We start from the raw sequence: 15599 nt of genomic DNA, 5'->3' as shown, positions 1-15599 counted from the left end.
GACGGCCCGAGACGAACGAGAAGAGCTCTGGTGCGGTACGTGCCTGTTGCCTACTGCTTCCTGCTGGGTCCCCGGCACCCGCGAGCGGTGCGGTGGCCGGGTGCTCCGGGCGGCGCGGCGACGTGAGACGTTCCCGGTGCCGCCCGGAGAGATGTGTCCGGTGCCTACGCGGTTCCCGTGAGGTGTTCGGGGCGTACCGGCGTCCGGTCGAGCTCCAGACCCGTCGCGTTCCGGATCGCCGCGAGGACGGCCGGGGTGGACGAAAGGGTCGGGGCCTCGCCGATGCCACGGAGCCCGTACGGGGCGTGGTCGTCGGCGAGTTCGAGCACATCGACGGGGATGGTCGGTGTGTCGAGGATGGTGGGGATCAGGTAGTCCGTGAAGGAGGGGTTGCGCACCTTCGCGGTCTTCGGGTCGACGATGATCTCCTCCATGACCGCGACGCCCAGGCCCTGGGTGGTGCCACCCTGGATCTGGCCGATGACGGACAGCGGGTTGAGCGCCTTGCCGACGTCCTGGGCGCAGGCCAGTTCGATGACCTTGACCAGGCCGAGTTCGGTGTCCACCTCGACGACGGCGCGGTGCGCGGCGAAGGAGTACTGGACGTGGCCGTCGCCCTGGCCGGTGCGCAGGTCGAAGGCCTCGGTCGGACGGTGCCGCCACTCGGCCTCGATCTCGACGGCCTCGTCTTCGAGCACGTCGGCGAGATCGGCGAGGACCTCGCCGCCGTCGGTGACGACCTTGCCGCCCTCCAGGAGGAGTTCGGCGGTGGCCCACGCGGGGTGGTACGTACCGAACTTGCGCCGGCCGAGTTCGAGGACCTTCTCGCGGACCAGCTCGCAGGAGTTCTTGACGGCGCCGCCGGTGACGTACGTCTGGCGCGAGGCGGACGTCGAACCGGCGCTGCCCACCCGGGTGTCGGCCGGCTGGATGGTCACCTGGGCGACGCCCAGTTCGGTGCGGGCGATCTGCGCGTGGACGGTGACGCCGCCCTGGCCGACCTCCGCCATCGCGGTGTGCACGGTGGCCACCGGCTCGCCGCCGACGACCTCCATGCGGACCTTGGCGGTCGAGTAGTCATCGAAGCCCTCGGAGAAGCCGACGTTCTTGATGCCGACGGCGTAGCCGATGCCACGGACGACGCCTTCGCCGTGCGTGGTGTTGGAGAGGCCGCCGGGCAGCTGCCGTACGTCGGCCTCCTCGCCGGCGGCGAGCCACTGCTGCTCGGGCGGCAGCGGCATCGCCTTGACCCGGCGCAGGAGTTCGGCGACGGGGGCCGGTGAGTCGACGCGCTGCCCGGTCGGCAGCAGCGAGCCCTGCTCCATCGCGTTGAGCTGACGGAACGCGACCCGGTCCATGCCCACCTGGTCGGCGAGCTTGTCCATCTGGGCCTCGTAGGCGAAGCAGGCCTGGACCGCGCCGAAGCCGCGCATGGCGCCGCACGGCGGGTTGTTGGTGTAGAGCGCGATCGCCTCGATGTCGACGTCCTCGACGACGTACGGGCCGACGCCGAGCGAGGAGGCGTTGCCGACGACCGCCGGGGAGGCCGACGCGTAGGCGCCGCCGTCCAGCACGATCCGCGCCTTCATGTGCGTGAGCTTGCCGTCCTTGGTCGCCCCGTGCTCGTAGTGGAGCTTGGCGGGGTGGCGGTGGACGTGTCCGAAGAAGGACTCGAAGCGGTTGTAGACGATCTTGACGGGCTTGCCCGTGCGCAGCGCCAGCAGGCAGGCGTGGATCTGCATCGACAGGTCCTCGCGGCCGCCGAAGGCACCGCCGACGCCGGAGAGCGTCATCCGGACCTTGTCCTCGGGCAGGCCGAGCACCGGGGCGATCTGGCGCAGGTCGGAGTGCAGCCACTGGGTGGCGATGTACAGCTCGACGCCGCCGTCCTCACAGGGCACGGCGAGGCCGGACTCGGGGCCGAGGAAGGCCTGGTCCTGCATGCCGAAGGTGTAATCGCCCTTGACGACGAAGTCGGCCTTCTTCGCGGCCTCTTCGACGTCGCCGCGGACGATCGGCTGGCGGTGCACGATGTTCGGGTGCGGGACGTGCCCGATGTGGTGGTCGTCGCGGCCCTCGTGGACGAGGATCGCGTCGGGCGCGGTCGCGGACGCCTCGTCCGTGATGACCGGCAGTTCCCTGTACTCCACCTTGATCTTGGCGGCGGCGCGGCGCGCGGTCTCCGGGTGATCGGCGGCGACGATGGCGACGGGCTCGCCGTGGTGGCGCACCTTGCCGTGCGCGAGGACCGGGGTGTCCTGGATCTCCAGGCCGTAGTTCCTCACGTCGGTGGGCAGGTCGTCGTACGTCATGACGGCGTAGACGCCGGGCTGCGCCAGGGCCTCGGAGGTGTCGATGGACACGATCTCGGCGTGGGCGACCGGCGAGCGCAGGATCTGGCCCCACAGCATGTCCTCGTGCCACATGTCGGACGAGTAGGCGAACTCGCCGGTGACCTTGAGGGTGCCGTCCGGGCGGAGCGTGGACTCGCCGATGCCGCCCTTGGTCTTGGAGCCCTGGGTGATGTTCGTGGGCGTACCAGTCGTACCCATGGTCAGACCGCCTCAGACTGCCGGGCGGCCGCCAGACGGACCGCGTCCATGATCGTCTCGTAACCGGTGCAGCGGCACAGGTTGCCCGAGAGCGCCTCGCGGATGTCCGCGTCGGTCGGGTTCGGGGTGCGCTCCAGCATCTCGTCCGCCGCGACCAGCAGGCCGGGGGTGCAGAAGCCGCACTGGACGGCACCGGCGTCGATGAACGCCTGTTGGATCGGCGAGAGTTCGGCGCCCTCGCCGGTCTGCGAGTCATGGCCCTTGGCCGCCCAGTGCTTGGCCTCGTCGAGCGAAGTACCCTGCTTCTCCGGGGTTCCGCAGGCGCCATTGGAGCAACCTCCGTGCTCCGCGCGCTGCTTGGCGAAGTCGGCGAGCCCCTCGACGGTGACGACCTCGCGACCCTCGACCTGCCCCGCGGCGACCAGACACGAACACACGGGCACGCCGTCCAGGCGGACGGTGCAGGAGCCGCACTCGCCCTGCTCGCAGGCGTTCTTGGAGCCGGGCAGGCCGAGGCGCTCGCGCAGGACGTACAGGAGGCTCTCGCCCTCCCAGACGTCGTCGGCCTCCTGCTCGCGGCCGTTGACCGTGAAATTGACACGCATTACGCGACTCCCTCCGTGCGGGCGGCGGTGCCGCGGTAGGACTCCCAGGTCCAGGTCAGCGTGCGGCGGGCCATGATGCCGACCGCGTGGCGGCGGTAGCTCGCCGTGCCCCGGACGTCGTCGATCGGGTTGCAGGCGCCGGAGCACAGGTCCGCGAACTGCTTGGCGACCGACGGGGTGATGATCTTCCCGTTGTCCCAGAAGCCGCCCTCGTCGAGGGCCGCGTTCAGGAACTCCTCGGCGGCCTTGGCGCGGACCGGGGTCGGCGCGGCCGAGCCGATGCCGGTGCGGACCGTACGGGTCGCGGGGTGCAGGGCAAGACCGAAGGCGCACACCGCGATGACCATCGCGTTGCGGGTGCCGACCTTCGAGTACTGCTGCGGTCCGTCCGCCTTCTTGATGTGGACGGCGCGGATCAGTTCGTCGGGCGCGAGCGCGTTGCGCTTCACGCCGGTGTAGAAGGCGTCGATCGGGATCAGCCGGGTACCGCGGACGGACTCGGCCTCGACCTCGGCGCCGGCCGCGAGGAGGGCGGGGTGGGCGTCGCCCGCCGGGGAAGCGGTGCCGAGGTTGCCGCCGACGCCGCCCCGGTTGCGGATCTGCGGGGAGGCCACCGTGTGGGAGGCGAGGGCCAGCCCGGGGAGCTCAGCGCGCAGGTTCTCCATGATCCGGGTGTACGGGACGGAGGCGCCCAGCCGCACGCTCTCCTCGCCGACCTCCCACTCGCTCAGCTCGCCGATGCGGTTCAGATCGAGAAGGTACTCGGGCCGGCGGTGGTCGAAGTTGATCTCGACCATCACATCGGTGCCACCCGCAATCGGCACAGCGGTGGGGTGCTCAGCCTTGGCGGCGAGCGCCTCCTCCCAGCTGGCGGGGCGAAGGAAGTCCATGAGTGGCTCTCTTCATTCGTATCGTGGTTCGTTCTGATCAAGCCAGATCGTGTGCGGGCGGCCCGGCTCGTTCATCAGGTGTTTACGCGGAGTGGGGTCAGTACACAGCGGTGTCCCGCACCAGGGTCAGTCACCGAAACCATGAAGGAGTTGGCTGGCCAGCGCGCGCATCTTGTAGATTCGTATGAACCGAGGTCATCAGCAACCTCTTCGTTTTCCTCTGGAAACAGAGAGCACAGCCCTCTGGAAACAGAGAGCAGATCCCTGGAAACAGAGAGCACAGCTCCCTGGGAACGGTGAGTACGGCTCGCCGGAACAGTGAGCACAGCTCTCGAATGCCCAGGACACAGGCCCGAGGGGGCCGGGACCACCGATTCTCGGAACCCGCGGACCGGCTCCTCGGAGCCCGGGTACCCGCTCGCGGGCCCACCACAGATCCATCGTAGATTTCGAGACAAAGAACGGCGGCGACGAGAATGCGGCTGCGCGCACTGCTGGACACCGACGCGCTGGGCCTGCGGCTGCTCGGCGGCGAGGACGAGCTCGACCGCACCGTACGCGGTGTGATGACCACCGACCTCAAGGACCCCAGCCGCTACCTCTCGGGCGGCGAGCTGGTGCTCACCGGCCTCGCCTGGCGGCACGACGCCGACGACTCGGAGCCCTTCGTCCGCATCCTCGTGGGAACCGGGGTCGCGGCCCTGGCCGCCGGTGAGGCGGAGCTCGGCGACATCCCCGACGACCTGATCCTGGCCTGTGCCCGGCACCGGCTGCCCCTGTTCGCCGTGAACGAGTCGGTGGCCTTCGCCACGATCACCGAGCATGTCGTACGCCAGGTGTCGGGCGAGCGCGCCGGGGATCTGGCCGCCGTCGTCGACCGGCACCGGCGGATGATGACCTCGGGTCCGGCGGGCGGCGGCCCCGAGGTGGTCCTCGATCTGCTCGGCACCGACCTCGACCTGCGCGCCTGGGTCCTCTCCCCCGCCGGACGGCCCATCGCGGGCTCCAAGGTCGCGGGCGCCGCGCTGCCCGCCGACACCTGCGCCAAGCTGGCCGCCGAGCACCTGGCGGCGGTCCGCACCGGGCGCCGGGGACCGCACCGGGTGACGGTGGGCCCGGCGACGTACTCGCTCTTCCCGGTCCGCTCGTCGGGGCGCCCCGCGGGCGCCTCCCGGGACGTGCGCGAGACGGTGCTCTCCGAGTGGCTGCTCGCCGTGGAGGCGGACGCCGGGGACTGGCCCGAGGAGCGGCTCGACCTGCTCCAGGGCGTCACCCAGCTGATCGCGGTGGAGCGGGACCGGCGGGACGCGGCGCGCACGGTGCGGCGACGGCTCGCGCAGGAGGTGCTGGAACTGGTCCAGGCGGGCGCGGCGCCCGCCGAGATAGCCGCCCGGCTGCGGGTCGCGGCGCCGGTGCTGCTGCCCGGCCTGGGCGCGGCACCGCACTGGCAGGTGGTGGTCGCGCGCGTCGAGTGGGACGGCGGCGAGATCGAGGGCGGCCCGGTCGCCCAGGCGCTGCTCGAGGAGATCCTCGTGGACCCGCTGTCGCCGGGGCCGGAGCACTCCGACCGGATCGCCGTCGCGCACACGGGTGACGAAGCCGTCGCCCTCGTCCCCCTTCCGGCGGTCCCGGCCGAGGACGACGCCGTCGAGCCCGGCCTGCTCGCCGACTCGCTCCTGGCGGCCGTACGGGACCCGCTGTCGGCCGGTCTGAACGACGACGGGCGGCTCACGCTCGGCGTCAGTGCCGCCGTGCACTCGGCCGAGGGGCTGCGCGGCGCCCTGGAGGAGGCCCGGCACGCCCGCCGGGTCGCCGCGGCGCGCCCCGGGCGGGTCTGCGCGGCCGGACACCAGGAGCTGGCCTCGCACGTCCTGCTGCTGCCCTTCGTCCCGGACGACGTGCGCCGCGCCTTCACCGCCCGCCTCCTCGACCCGCTGCGCGAGTACGACCGCCGCCACCGCGCGGAGCTGATTCCGACCCTGGAGGCCTTCCTGGACTGCGACGGCTCCTGGACGCGCTGCGCGGCCCGTCTGCACCTCCATGTCAACACGCTGCGCTACCGCGTCGGCCGCATCGAGCAGTTGACGAGTCGTGATCTTTCGCGCCTGGAGGACAAGTTGGACTTCTTCCTGGCACTGCGGATGAGCTGACCCCAGCGGCCCCACGCGAACCGCCCGCGACCGATGACTTTGTGAAATCCTTCACCCACCCTCTTGGCCGGGCCCGGTGATCCGTGCTGAGATGCCACCACTCAACAGCTCAATGGTGTGCTCGGGGAGGGCAACGTGGCGCATACCGCCATGTCTGGTACCGGAACGACTGCAGGGGACGATCCACTCCAGACCGCGGTATGGCGGCTGCGCTCGCGCGCCTGCTGGGCCGACGCGGCGGCGCTGCTCCAGCCGCGCACGGCGGCGCCGGCGCTGCAGAGAGCGTCCCTGCTCGTCGAGCGCTGTCTCTACACCGAGCAGGGCTGGGCCGAGGCGGAGGACGCGCTGCGCACCGCGGAGGCGCTCGCGCAGAGCGATGACGAACGGGGCGCGGCGGCCTGCGAGCGGGGTCAACTCGCCTACGCCGCCACGCTGCTGAACGTGCGCGACCGGGCCGACGAGGCACGCGCGGCGCTGGGCCGGGCCGCGGCGCTGCTCGCGCCGGGCGCGCCCGGGCGGGCCCTGCTGGACTTCCGCCGGGGTCTGCTCGCCGAGAATCTCGCCCACTCACCGCAGTCCGCCCGTGCCGCGTACCGGCGGGCGCACGCCGGCGCGACCGCCCAGGACGATCCGCTGCTGCTCTCCTGCACCTGGCGGCACCTCGCCGGACTCGCCCTGCGCGAAGGGGAGTTGGCGGAGGCCAGGCACGGATTCGCCGAATCTCTCCGGATCCGGGAGGAACTGGGCTACCTCGTCGGTACGGCACCGGCGTTGGCGTCCCTGGCCGACGCCGAGGTCGAGCCGGAGGCGTCGCGGCTGCGGGCGGAGGCGGGACGACTGTTCCGGCTGCTCGGCGGCGTACCCACCTGGCTGGCCGGCCAGTTGGCTCCGCCCGCGGCGACGGCCTGATCACGTACGGGCGGACACTCCGCCCGTACGGCAGTCCCCCGGTATCCGCAGGGCCCGGTATCCGCGGGGCCCGGTATCCGCGGGGCCCGGTATCCGCGGGGCCCGGTATCCGCGGGGCCACGGCACCCGCGGGGCCCGGTCACGTGGGGGTGCCGGGCGGCCGGGCCGCGGCGCGCTCAGCCGACGGCGGGGAGCCCGCGGGCGAAGCGGCGGACGGCATCGCTGAAGGCGTCCGGGTCGTCGAAGTTCGCGAGATGCCGTGCCCGCGGGATCAGTTCGACGCGGGCCTGGGGATGCGCGCGGGCGAAGTCCGCCTCCCCGGCGCGGAAGAGCGTGTCCTTCTCGCCGTTCAGGATGAGGACCGGAGCCCTCACATGGCGCATCGCACCCGCGTCGTAGCGTCCGAGCACGTCGCCCCAGGCCGCGGGCAGGGTATGGAAGGCGTAGCCGGAACGGATGGTCGCCTCCACCACCTCCGGCGGGTAGAGCCGCCGGAGCAGCCGGTCGTTCCACCGGGTCAGGCGATCCGCCGGAACACGGGGAACCAGCCGGGCCACCCACCGGTAGGGCACCGCCCGCGGACCACGGGTGGCGGCGCTCGCTCCCGCGAGAACCAACCCGCGCACGTGCTCGGGCCGGTGCCGCGCGAACTCCAGCGAGGCGTATCCGCCGAGCGAGTGCCCGACGACCAGAGCGGGCCCGCGGCCGAGCGAGTCCACCGCCGAAGCGATGATCTCCGTCGCGGCGCTCAGGCTCCAGGGCTGTGCCGAGCCTCGCCGTGGCCGGGCAGGTCGACGGCGGCCACCGGGAACTCGTCCCGGAGCGCGGTGAGTTGCATACTCCACTGCCCGGCGCTGAAGCGCGTTCCGTGAACGAAGACGATGGGCACCACGTCCGCCGCCGTCATCAGTACCCCCGGGTGACACGGTCCTCGAGCCGACTCCGTCGGCGGGATCCTCCTCGTGATCAAGGGGAGTCTAGAGCCTCTGAACCCGCGTCGGCAGGTTCCGCGTGAGCGTCGCGGCAGCGCCGCGGAGGCCTGCCGCACACGGTTCCCGTCGATCCGCCGGGCCCGGTGAGCGGGAGAGGCGAGCGGGCGGCGGGCGGGCGCGGCGGACCGGCCGATTCAGGAAGCGCCGGTGAAGTGCTCGCGTACCAGGGCCTGGACGACCGCCAGGTCCTCGGCGATCAACGCGTCCAACAGCGCGGCGTGTTCGGCCGCGTCGGCGATCAGGTCGGCGCGGCCGCGGGAGACGGGACCGCCGACCAGCGGCCACTGGGCGCGGCGGTGCAGGTCGTCGGCGATGCGCACCAACTGCGCGTTGCCCGCGAGGGCGAGGACCGCGCGGTGGAAGGACCGGTCGGACTCCGCGTAGGTCGCGCGGCAGCCCGAGGACGCGGCCCGCACGGTGGCCTCGGCCAGCGGACGCAGCTCGGCCCAGCGGGCGGCGGGCACGGTGCGGGCGAGACGGAGCATCACCGGGACCTCGATCAGGCCCCGGATCTCGGCGAGTTCGGCCAGCTCCCGGGTGCCGCGCTCGATGACGCGGAAGCCCCGGTTGGGGACGACCTCGACGGCGCCTTCGAGCGCGAGCTGCTGCATCGCCTCCCGGACGGGCGTCGCGGACACCCCGAAGCGCTCGCCGAGCGCGGGGGCCGAGTACACCTCGCCGGGCGCGAGTTCACCCGCGACGAGCGCGGTGCGCAGCGCGTCGAGGACCTGCCCGCGCACGGAGGCACGCTGCACGACGGGCCGGGGCACCTCGGCACGTACGGCGGGCCGGGCGCCCTCGGGGCGTACGGCGGGCCGGACATTCTCGGCCTGCACGGGATGGGCGTCGTCGGCGTGTGCCGGGCGGGCGTTCTCGCCGTGCGCCGGGCGGCTGTCGACGGCGTGCGTGGGGCGGGCGCTCTCGGCGTGTGCCGGGCGGGTGTTCTCGGTGCGGGCCGCGGAGCGGGCATCGTCCGTGCGTACGGCGGCGCGGTCGTCCTCGGTGCGAGGGCGCGGGAACGGCACCTCGCTGTGCGTGTGCTCACCGCGAGCCGAGTCCATGGCGGGGCCGGCGCCCGGCCCGGCGTCCGGCCCGGCGCCGTCGCCCGCGGGGACGCCCCTCGCCCGGCCCGCGTCAGCGGGCCCCGGCTGGGGCGGAACCCGATGGGCGCCCGTGCGGATCTCCGGGCCCCACACCCCGACGGAGGGGTGCGCGCCGCGCGGACCGGCCTGCTCCACGGGGTCCTCCTCCGGCTCGGTGGTACTTCGGTTCATGGCGTCGGTTGTTACTCGTCCGTCAAGCACGATAGGCGCACACGGCCCTAGTTCAAACACCCGAAACTGAGGGTAAGGTAAGGCTTACCTGCTAACGATCGTGAAGCGATGGTTCCGCATGTCCGCTCCCGCCCCGACCGCCGGCACCGCCACGGCCGCCCCGGCCGGCCCCGGCACGCCGCCCGCCGCCGTGTCACCCGTGGCGGAGGCGTACGCGCGGCTGAGTGAGGTCCTCCCGGACCTGAGCGTCCGCGAGCTGGCGGCCGGGGAAGGGGCTCCGCGGGGCGTGGGCTGGGCCGCCGCCGCCGGGCTCGCCCAGGGCGGGCCCGAGCTCGACGCGTTCCTCGCCTGGGACGAGGCCCAGGTGATCCGGGACTACGGACAGCGCGCTCGGCCCGATGTCGTGGCCGGCTTCGGACTGCACCGGTACGCCTGGCCGGCCTGCCTGCTGATCACCGTGCCGTGGTTCCTGCTGCGCCGGGTGCCCCGGCTGCCTGTGGAGCACGTCACATATCAGCGCGAGCTCGGCCGGATGGCCGTCCGGGTCACCACGTTCGCCTGCCTGCCGGACGACCCGGCCGCCGGCCTGCCGGGCGCCAGGGTCGTACCGGACGAGGAGGCGCTGCGGGCCGAGGTGCGGGCCGCGGTGGCCGAGCACCTGGAGCCGGTCCTCGGCGGATTCGGTCCGCGGATGCGGCGGCGCGGCCGGGCACTGTGGGGCATGGCGACCGACGAGATGGTCGAGGGCCTCTGGTACGTCGCCGGCCTGCTCGGCGAGGAGCCGCGCGCGATGCGTGAGCTGGAGCTGCTGCTGCCCGGCTCGGCCCGGCCGTACGTCGGCTCGCCGGCCTTCCGCGAGCTGACCGGTCCGGACGGGGAGCCGCTACCCACCCGCGACCGGGTGAGCTGCTGCCTCTTCTACACACTGCGCCCCGCCGAGACCTGCGCCACCTGCCCGCGCACCTGCGACGCCGACCGGATCACCAAGTTGACGGCCGCCGAAGCGAGTTGAGTCACCCCGGGCGAGCGCCGGTCCGGCGCGCCCCGGGATCACACCGGTCGAGACCGCCCTCGGAGCGCGCTCCCGGATGACAGGCGATTCACAATTTCCTCACTTGTCGCGGGAACTTTCCGTGGAACCATCCGTATGGGTAGTCTTATTCGTACTCAACTCCCGTCCCTCGCGCGGCAGTTCGAGCAAAATGTCGCCCTGCGCATCCCCTGGCACTCCCTTGGCGGCCTCTTGCCCCGAAATCCCCTGAGGGCCGACGTGATTGGGCCACTATGGCGGGCGTTACGCCCTATCCCAATGCAAGGGACCCCAGATGAGACTTACCGACATATCGCTGAACTGGCTGCTTCCGGGCGCCGTTCTGCTCCTGGGCCTGCTGGCGGCGGTGGCGGTGCTCGCGCGCGGCAAGCGGTCCGGGGACAGCACGAGCAGCGACGACTCGTGGGAGCGCACCGAGGAGCGCCGCAGGCGTAAGGAGGCCATCTACGGCACGGCCTCCTATGTGCTGTTGTTCTGCTGTGCCGCGGTCGCGGCGGCACTCTCCTTCCACGGACTGGTCGGCTTCGGCGAGCAGAACCTCGGCCTCTCCGGCGGCTGGGAGTACCTCGTCCCGTTCGGCCTGGACGGCGCGGCCATGTTCTGCTCCGTCCTCGCCGTGCGCGAGGCCAGCCACGGTGACGCGGCGCTCGGCTCCCGCATACTCGTGTGGACCTTCGCCGGTGCGGCGGCCTGGTTCAACTGGGTGCACGCGCCCCGGGGCATGGCCCACGCCGGTGCTCCGCAGTTCTTCGCGGGCATGTCCCTGTCGGCCGCGGTGCTGTTCGACCGGGCGCTGAAGCAGACCCGTCGTGCCGCCCTGCGTGAGCAGGGTCTGGTGCCGCGTCCGCTGCCGCAGATCCGTATGGTGCGCTGGCTGCGCGCACCCCGTGAGACGTACAGCGCCTGGTCGCTGATGCTTCTGGAGAACGTCCGCTCCCTGGACGAGGCCGTGGACGAGGTGCGCGAGGACCGGCGCCAGAAGGAGCAGAACCGACTGCGCCGCCGGAACGAGGAGCGGGTCGAGCGAGCGCACCTCAAGGCGCTCAGCCGTGGTCACCGTGGGTTCCCCGGGCGCGGTGGCGCCCGGGAGCTGGAGACGGCGACCGTGGAGCGCGCGCCCTCCGGGGCCTCCGCGGAGCCTGCCATATCCACCGCGGAGCAGCTGCCCGTACGCTCGCGGCCCTCCCTCACGCCCGTTCGCAAGAGCACTGAGCCGATCACCGTCGACCTCACCACCGAGGACGACACGATGGCCCTGCCGCGGCTCGACTCCCTGGAGCGCAAGCTCAAGGACCTCGAGCAGCAGTTCGGCTAGGCGCGGATCCGAGCCGGGCGACAGCCCGGCTCGGATGGCCCGGACGGGCCCGGACACGACAACGGCGGCGCGGTGTCCCTACACCGCGCCGCCGTTCAGTTCGAACCACACCGCCTTGCCCACGCCGTGTGCCCGTACGCCCCACGCGTCCGCCAGGGACTGGACGAGGACGAGACCTCTGCCGTGCGTACCGTCGTCGGCGTTCGGTACGCACAGTCGGGGCCTGCGTGTCACGAAGTCCCGGACCTCCACGCGCAGTCCGCGCGGTCCGACGGTCGCCGTCAGGACGGCGTCGTCGTCGGTGTGGATCAGAGCGTTGGTGACGAGCTCGCTGGTCAGCAGCTCGGCCACCTCGGACCCTTCCGGCCGCCCCCACTGCCGTAAGAGCTCCCTCAGCGCCCTGCGCGCCTCGGGCACCGCCCGTAGATCCGCCTTCCCCAGCCGGCGCCGGAGCTGCCTGCCGTCCGGCTGTTCCGTCGCCCCGTCGGACGCTTCCTCCACTGGATCCGTGGAGAAGGCCCCCCTGGTCATGGGACCACCTCCTGGTACCTGCCTCTTCATGACCCCCGCCTGCGTGCCGATGTCGGGTCCCCTCCTGCTCGAACACGTTCACGGGATCCATGCCCCATCGGGAACGTGACAGTCATGTCGAATCGTCAACCGCCCCCCGTACGGCCACGGGTGCGCGACACCCACGCGGGGAAGTGAAGGGTGGGACAGAGCCGTCCGAGCACCGAGGAGCCGCCGTGCACGACGACCGTTCGCTGGTGGAGGCACGCCTGGAGCGCGCGCTGGGCCAGTGCCTGCGCCCGGCGCAGTACGCGGAACGGGTGCCGCTGGCGCTGTCCGTGTGGCATGTGCCCGGCGAACCGGTGCCCGTCGACCAGGCGCTCCAGGCCTCCTACGAGCCGTTCACGGCCGGCACGGTCTGGGGAAAGCCCTGGTCGACGAGTTGGTTCCGCATCGAGGGCCGGGTGCCCGAGGAGTGGGCGGGCCGCCCGGTCGAGGTGGTGATCGACCCGGGGTTCACGGGGGACGGACCCGGTTTCCAGGCGGAGGGGCTGCTGTACGACGCCGCCGGCATCCCTCTCAAGGGCATCCACCCGCGCAACCGCCACCTCACCGTCGGGTCACCGGCGAGGGGAGGCGAGGCGGTGCATCTGCTGCTGGAGGCGGCGGCCAACCCCGCCGTCCTGCACGGCTTCGAGCCCACGCGTCTGGGAGACGTCCTGACCGCGGGCGATCGACCGATCTACCGATTCGCGGCTGCCGACCTCGCCGTACTCGACGAGGACGTGTGGCATCTGCTCCTCGACGTCGAGGTGCTCTCCGAGCTGATGTACGAGCTGGATCCGCAGCGGCCGCGGCGGCACGAGATCCTGCGCGCGCTGGAGAACATGCTCGACGCCCTCGATCTGCACGATGTCTCCGGCACGGCGGCGGCGGCACGGGCCGAGCTGGCGGAGGTCCTGGCGCGGCCCGCGTCGGCGAGCGCGCACCGTGTCTCGGGGACCGGGCACGCGCACATCGACTCGGCGTGGCTGTGGCCGCTGCGCGAGACGGTCCGCAAGGCGTCCCGGACCTTCGCCAACGTCACGGCGCTGGCCGCCGACTACCCGGAACTGGTCTTCGCCTGCTCGCAGGCCCAGCAGTACGCCTGGGTCGAGGAGCACCAGCCGCACATCTGGGAGCGCATCAAGAAGGCCGTGGAGGACGGCAACTGGGCGCCGGTGGGTTCGATGTGGGTGGAGTCCGACGCCAACATGCCGGGCGGTGAGGCACTGGCCCGGCAGATCGTGCACGGCAAGCGGTTCTTCCGGGAGAAGCTGGGCGTCGAGACCGAGGAGATCTGGCTGCCGGACTCCTTCGGCTACACGGCCGCGTTCCCCCAACTGGCGAAGCTGGCCGGCGTCCGCTGGTTCCTCACCCAGAAGCTGAGCTGGAACCAGTCCAACAAGATGCCCCACCACACCTTCTGGTGGGAGGGCATCGACGGCACCCGGGTCTTCACCCACTTCCCGCCCGTCGACACCTACAACTCCCAGTTCCACGGCCGCGAACTCGCGCACGCGGAGCGCAACTTCGCGGAGAAGGGCCGGGCCACCCGCTCACTCGTCCCTTTCGGCTGGGGCGACGGCGGGGGCGGCCCGACCCGCGAGATGCTGGAGAGGGCACGGCGGTTGCGGTCCCTGGAGGGCTCACCGCGCGTCGAGGTCGAGAAGCCGTCGGCGTTCTTCGCCGCCGCCGAGGAGGAGTACGGGGTCCACGCACCGGTGTGGTCGGGAGAGCTGTATCTGGAGCTGCACCGGGCCACCTACACCACGCAGGCCAAGACCAAGCAGGGCAATCGGCGCTCGGAACACGCGCTGCGCGAGGCCGAGTTGTGGTGTGCCACCGCCGCCGTGCGCGATCCGTCGTACGCCTACCCCCACGACGCCCTCGACCGGCTCTGGAAGACGGTGCTGCTGCACCAGTTCCACGACATCCTGCCCGGCTCCTCGATCGCCTGGGTGCACCGGGAGGCCCGGGAGACGTACGCGCGGGTGCTGGCGGAGCTGGAGGAGATCACCGAGGAAGCGGTACGGGCTCTCGGGTCCGGCTCACCGGCGGTGCTGAACGCCTCGCCCTACGAGCGGACCGAAGTGGTCGGGGACGTGCTGGTGACGGTACCGGGGCTGGGCGGCGCCGCTGTACGGGCCGACGGCGGAGCAGGGGTTCGGGCCGACGGCGGAGCAGGGGTTCGGGCCGACGGCGGAGCAGGGGTTCGGGCCGACGGCGGAGCAGGGGTTCGGGCCGAACAGGCCGACGACGTCATCGTGTTGGAGAACGACCGGCTCCGGGTGCGGATCGACCGCGACGGGCTGCTCACCTCCGTACGGGATCTCGCGCACGGCCGGGAGGTGCTGTGCGGTCCCGGCAACCTGCTCCAGCTCCACCCCGACCATCCCAACGCCTGGGACGCCTGGGACATCGACCGGCACTACCGGCGCACCCACACGGACCTGACGGCCGCGGAGTCGGTGGACCTGGTGGAGGGCGGGCCGCTGCGGGCGACCGTGCGGGTCACCCGGGCCTTCGGCTCCTCCCGGATCACCCAGGAGATCAGCCTGACGGCCGCGGGCCGCCGGCTGGACATCGTGACCGACGTCGACTGGCAGGAGTCGGAGAAGGTCCTCAAGGCCGCCTTCCCGCTCGACGTCCAGGCCGAACGGTCGTCCGCCGAGATCCAGTTCGGACACGTCCACCGACCCACCCACGCCAACACCGGCTGGGACGCGGCCCGTTTCGAGATCTGCGCCCACCGCTGGCTGCGGGTCGCGGAGGAGTCGTACGGCGTCGCGGTGCTCAACGACTCGACGTACGGCCACGACGTGACCCGGACCCCGCATGCCGACGGCCTCGGCACCACCGTTCGGCTGACCCTGCTGCGCGCCCCGCACAGCCCGGACCCGGAGACCGATCTCGGCACGCACCGGTTCACGTACGCGCTGCTTCCGGGGGCGGGTGTGGGGGACGCCGTGGCGGAGGGGCTCGCGCTCAATCTGCCGCTGCGGCAGGCCGCGGTGCCGGCGCTCGAACCGCTGGTGAGCGTCGACGACCCGGCCGTCACCGTCGAGTCGGTCAAGCTCGCGGAGGACCGCAGCGGCGATGTGGTGGTGCGGCTGTACGAGTCCCGGGGCGGGCGGGCCCGCGCACGGGTCACCGCGGGCTTCCCGGTGGCCCGGGCCGAGGTGACCGATCTGCTGGAACGGCCGCTGCGCGATGCCCCTTCGGAGATCGAGCTGCGGCCGTTCCAGATCCTCACCCTGCGGCTGCGGCCGGTCCGCTAGGACAGGAGGGCCTCCGGGGCCGGGCCCGCGG

The 15599-nt window shown here is 72.4% G+C and carries 11 protein-coding genes and 1 pseudogene; 5 read left to right on the top strand and 7 right to left on the bottom strand.

Annotated elements, in window-relative coordinates:
- Positions 1 to 164 precede the first annotated feature (164 nt).
- Genes ACFWBT_RS13510 through ACFWBT_RS13500 form a run of 3 tightly spaced genes read right to left on the bottom strand, consistent with a single transcriptional unit; the run spans position 165 to position 4047 of the window.
- The gene (locus tag ACFWBT_RS13510) at positions 165 to 2552 is read right to left on the bottom strand and encodes a xanthine dehydrogenase family protein molybdopterin-binding subunit (protein WP_385699182.1); all 2388 of its coding nucleotides are present in this window, start codon (positions 2550 to 2552) and stop codon (positions 165 to 167) included.
- 2 nt (positions 2553 to 2554) lie between these two features.
- The gene (locus tag ACFWBT_RS13505; RefSeq protein ID WP_385699179.1) at positions 2555 to 3157 is read right to left on the bottom strand and encodes a (2Fe-2S)-binding protein; all 603 of its coding nucleotides are present in this window, start codon (positions 3155 to 3157) and stop codon (positions 2555 to 2557) included.
- On the bottom strand, positions 3157 to 4047 hold the full coding sequence (locus tag ACFWBT_RS13500) for an FAD binding domain-containing protein (RefSeq protein WP_385699176.1): 891 nt from the start codon (positions 4045 to 4047) through the stop codon (positions 3157 to 3159). The genes ACFWBT_RS13505 and ACFWBT_RS13500 overlap by 1 nt, the downstream gene beginning before the upstream one ends.
- 476 nt (positions 4048 to 4523) lie before the next feature.
- On the opposite strand from ACFWBT_RS13500, the gene ACFWBT_RS13495 reads away from it, so the two are divergent.
- Positions 4524 to 6197, top strand: coding sequence for a PucR family transcriptional regulator (locus ACFWBT_RS13495; protein WP_385699174.1), 1674 nt, complete (start codon positions 4524 to 4526; stop codon positions 6195 to 6197).
- A gap of 135 nt (positions 6198 to 6332) precedes the next feature.
- Positions 6333 to 7106 carry a hypothetical protein gene (locus tag ACFWBT_RS13490; protein ID WP_385699171.1) on the top strand — a complete coding sequence of 258 codons (774 nt, stop codon included), beginning with the start codon at positions 6333 to 6335 and terminating at the stop codon, positions 7104 to 7106.
- Positions 7107 to 7282: 176 nt separating this feature from the next.
- Here ACFWBT_RS13490 and ACFWBT_RS13485 read toward each other — a convergent pair whose 3' ends face one another.
- The 3 genes and pseudogenes from ACFWBT_RS13485 to ACFWBT_RS13475 all read right to left on the bottom strand — a co-directional run bounded on the left by ACFWBT_RS13485 (position 7283) and on the right by ACFWBT_RS13475 (position 9159).
- On the bottom strand, positions 7283 to 7951 hold the full coding sequence (locus tag ACFWBT_RS13485; protein WP_385699168.1) for an alpha/beta fold hydrolase: 669 nt from the start codon (positions 7949 to 7951) through the stop codon (positions 7283 to 7285).
- Positions 7927 to 8013 (bottom strand): annotated as a pseudogene (locus ACFWBT_RS13480) (alpha/beta hydrolase); the annotation flags it as partial. The gene ACFWBT_RS13485 and the pseudogene ACFWBT_RS13480, both read right to left, overlap by 25 nt.
- Before the next feature lie 219 nt (positions 8014 to 8232).
- Positions 8233 to 9159 (bottom strand): GntR family transcriptional regulator, encoded by a 927-nt coding sequence (locus ACFWBT_RS13475; protein ID WP_385699257.1) that lies wholly within the window; start codon positions 9157 to 9159, stop codon positions 8233 to 8235.
- A gap of 331 nt (positions 9160 to 9490) precedes the next feature.
- Here ACFWBT_RS13475 and ACFWBT_RS13470 point away from each other — a divergent pair, with 331 nt between their 5' ends.
- Together ACFWBT_RS13470 and ACFWBT_RS13465 are read left to right on the top strand one after the other, a co-directional pair.
- Positions 9491 to 10384, top strand: coding sequence for a (2Fe-2S)-binding protein (locus tag ACFWBT_RS13470; RefSeq protein WP_385699165.1), 894 nt, complete (start codon positions 9491 to 9493; stop codon positions 10382 to 10384).
- Positions 10385 to 10697: 313 nt separating this feature from the next.
- Positions 10698 to 11738: a DUF2637 domain-containing protein gene (locus ACFWBT_RS13465; protein WP_385699162.1), complete on the top strand. Its 1041-nt coding sequence runs from the start codon at positions 10698 to 10700 to the stop codon at positions 11736 to 11738.
- 78 nt (positions 11739 to 11816) lie between these two features.
- Here ACFWBT_RS13465 and ACFWBT_RS13460 read toward each other — a convergent pair whose 3' ends face one another.
- Positions 11817 to 12269 (bottom strand): ATP-binding protein, encoded by a 453-nt coding sequence (locus tag ACFWBT_RS13460; protein ID WP_385699160.1) that lies wholly within the window; start codon positions 12267 to 12269, stop codon positions 11817 to 11819.
- 215 nt (positions 12270 to 12484) lie between these two features.
- On the opposite strand from ACFWBT_RS13460, the gene ACFWBT_RS13455 reads away from it, so the two are divergent.
- Complete coding sequence (locus tag ACFWBT_RS13455; RefSeq protein ID WP_385699157.1) at positions 12485 to 15568, top strand: alpha-mannosidase; 3084 nt, start codon at positions 12485 to 12487, stop codon at positions 15566 to 15568.
- Positions 15569 to 15599 lie beyond the last annotated feature (31 nt).

Source organism: Streptomyces sp. NPDC060027, from assembly GCF_042737005.1.
GTDB lineage: Bacteria > Actinomycetota > Actinomycetes > Streptomycetales > Streptomycetaceae > Streptomyces.
This window is presented reverse-complemented; position numbering and strand designations above follow the sequence as displayed.